Source organism: Streptomyces phyllanthi (genome assembly GCF_009377205.1).
GTDB classification, from domain to species: Bacteria; Actinomycetota; Actinomycetes; order Streptomycetales; family Streptomycetaceae; genus Streptomyces; species Streptomyces phyllanthi.
This window is the reverse complement of sequence record NZ_VJZE01000834.1, coordinates 1-2,030: the sequence shown is the minus strand read 5'-3', so window position 1 is coordinate 2,030 and position 2,030 is coordinate 1. Positions and strand designations below refer to the sequence as shown.

At 71.5% G+C, this 2,030-nt stretch carries 2 protein-coding genes; both read left to right on the top strand.

Annotated features, from left to right (window positions below):
- Window positions 1–315: 315 nt before the first annotated feature.
- Window positions 316–1,170: a bifunctional methylenetetrahydrofolate dehydrogenase/methenyltetrahydrofolate cyclohydrolase gene (locus FNH04_RS45385; RefSeq protein WP_152792057.1), complete on the top strand. Its 855-nt coding sequence runs from the start codon at window positions 316–318 to the stop codon at window positions 1,168–1,170.
- 94 nt (window positions 1,171–1,264) lie between these two features.
- A complete protein-coding gene (locus FNH04_RS45380; RefSeq protein ID WP_322725722.1) occupies window positions 1,265–1,909 on the top strand; it encodes a DUF3017 domain-containing protein in 645 nt (214 codons plus the stop codon).
- Window positions 1,910–2,030: the final 121 nt, after the last annotated feature.

The window sequence follows — 2,030 nt, the reverse complement described above, 5'->3', positions numbered from 1 at the left end:
CTGCTGGCCCTGCGGGGGACCGTAGGGGTTGTTCGGGTCGCCGAAGCTCATGGCCGTGTTCCTCCGTTAGTGCGGGGACGACGCGCGGCACGGTTCGGAGGAATGATCTACAGATGCGGTCCGTCCCCCCGGCACTGCCCGCGGCACTGTGCCGCTCATCGTTCTTTAGCCGCGGCTTATTTGTCCAGCCGCATTCTCCATATGTTGTGCAAGTGCAACATCGGTGATCATGGTGGGATACGAGGTGCCCGGTGCGTGGGCGGCGCGGGGAACCCTGATTGGAACCAGGGGCAGGTCATCCGCGAGGATGGGGCCATGACCGCCCAGATTCTCGATGGCAAGGCCACCGCAGCCGCGATCAAGTCCGACCTGACCGCCCGCGTGGCGTCCCTGAAGGAGAAGGGGGTCACCCCCGGACTCGGGACGATCCTGGTCGGCGAGGACCCCGGCAGCCAGAAGTACGTCGCCGGAAAGCACCGCGACTGCGCGCAGGTCGGGATCGCCTCCATCCAGCGCGAACTGCCCGCGACCGCCACCCAGGAGGAGATCGAGGCGGTGGTGCGCGAGCTGAACGAGGACCCCGCGTGCACCGGTTACATCGTCCAGCTGCCGCTCCCCAAGGGCATCGACGAGAACCGCATCCTCGAACTGATGGACCCGGACAAGGACGCGGACGGCCTGCACCCGATGAACCTCGGCCGGCTGGTGCTGAACGAGCCCGCGCCGCTGCCCTGCACCCCGAACGGCGTCCTCACCCTCCTCCGCCGGTACGGCGTCGAGATCAAGGGAGCCGAGGTCGTGGTCGTCGGCCGGGGCGTCACCATCGGGCGCCCGATGCCGCTGCTGCTGACGCGGCGCAGCGAGAACGCCACGGTGACGCAGTGCCACACCGGGACGCGTGATCTGTCGGCGCACCTGAAGCAGGCCGACATCATCATCGCGGCCGCCGGTTCCGCCCACCTGATCCGGCCCGAGGACGTGAAGCCGGGCGCCGCCGTCCTGGACGTCGGTGTCTCCCGGTCCGCCGAGGGCAAGATCGTCGGCGATGTCCACCCGGATGTCGCCGAGGTCGCCGGCTGGATCTCGCCGAACCCGGGCGGTGTCGGCCCGATGACCCGTGCGCAGCTGCTGGTCAACGTGGTCGAGGCGGCGGAGCGCAGTGTCGGCTGAGGCGGGGAGCGGACCGGAGAGGGCTGTGCGGGACGAGGCGCGCGAGGGCGTGGCCTCCGGGAACGAGACCCGGGGCGATGAGGCGCGCGAGCGCGTGGGCTCCGGGGACGAGACCTGGGGCGACGAGGCGCGCGAGCGCGCGGCCTCCGGCGGTGAGCCCCGGGGCGACGAGACCCGTGAGGCCGACGGGACCAGGGCCCGTGACAACGAGGCCCCCGGGCGCGATGCCCCCGACGACACGGCCCGCACCCGCGCCGACGGATCACCGGACGCCGCCGACTCCCCGGAGGACACCGCCGAGCAGACCGTACGGGACGCGATCAGCGCGCCCGACGCCGACGGGGAGCCGAAGCGGACGACGCGGCGGTTCCCGGTGTTCACCAGAGACACCGCACGGCCCGAGGGCGGTGGCCGCGCGGCGTCCGGCGAGGCCCCGGCGCCGGCCCGCCAGTGGCCGATCCTCGCCGTGCTCGCCGCCGTCGGGCTCGGGCTGCTGCTGACCGCGCTGGACGTCTTCCGGTACGGCACGATCCTGATCGGCGCGGCCCTGCTCGGCGGGGCGGTCCTGCGCTGGACCGTGCCCGACGTCGGCATGCTCGCCGTGCGCTCCCGCTTCACCGACATGGTCACGTACGGCGTTCTCGGCACCGCGATCGTCCTGCTCGCGATGATGGCCCAGCCGAAGCCCTGGCTGGAGATCCCGTTCCTGGAGGACACGCTCCACTTCACGATCAAGTGACGGCACCGCGCACCGCCGTCTCCTGTTTGCCCGGGTCGTGGGCCAGGAATCACGCATGTGGCCGATGTGTGCAGACAGGGTGAAGGTCCGAAGGGGGCAACTGGTGGCGGTGGGGCGGGAC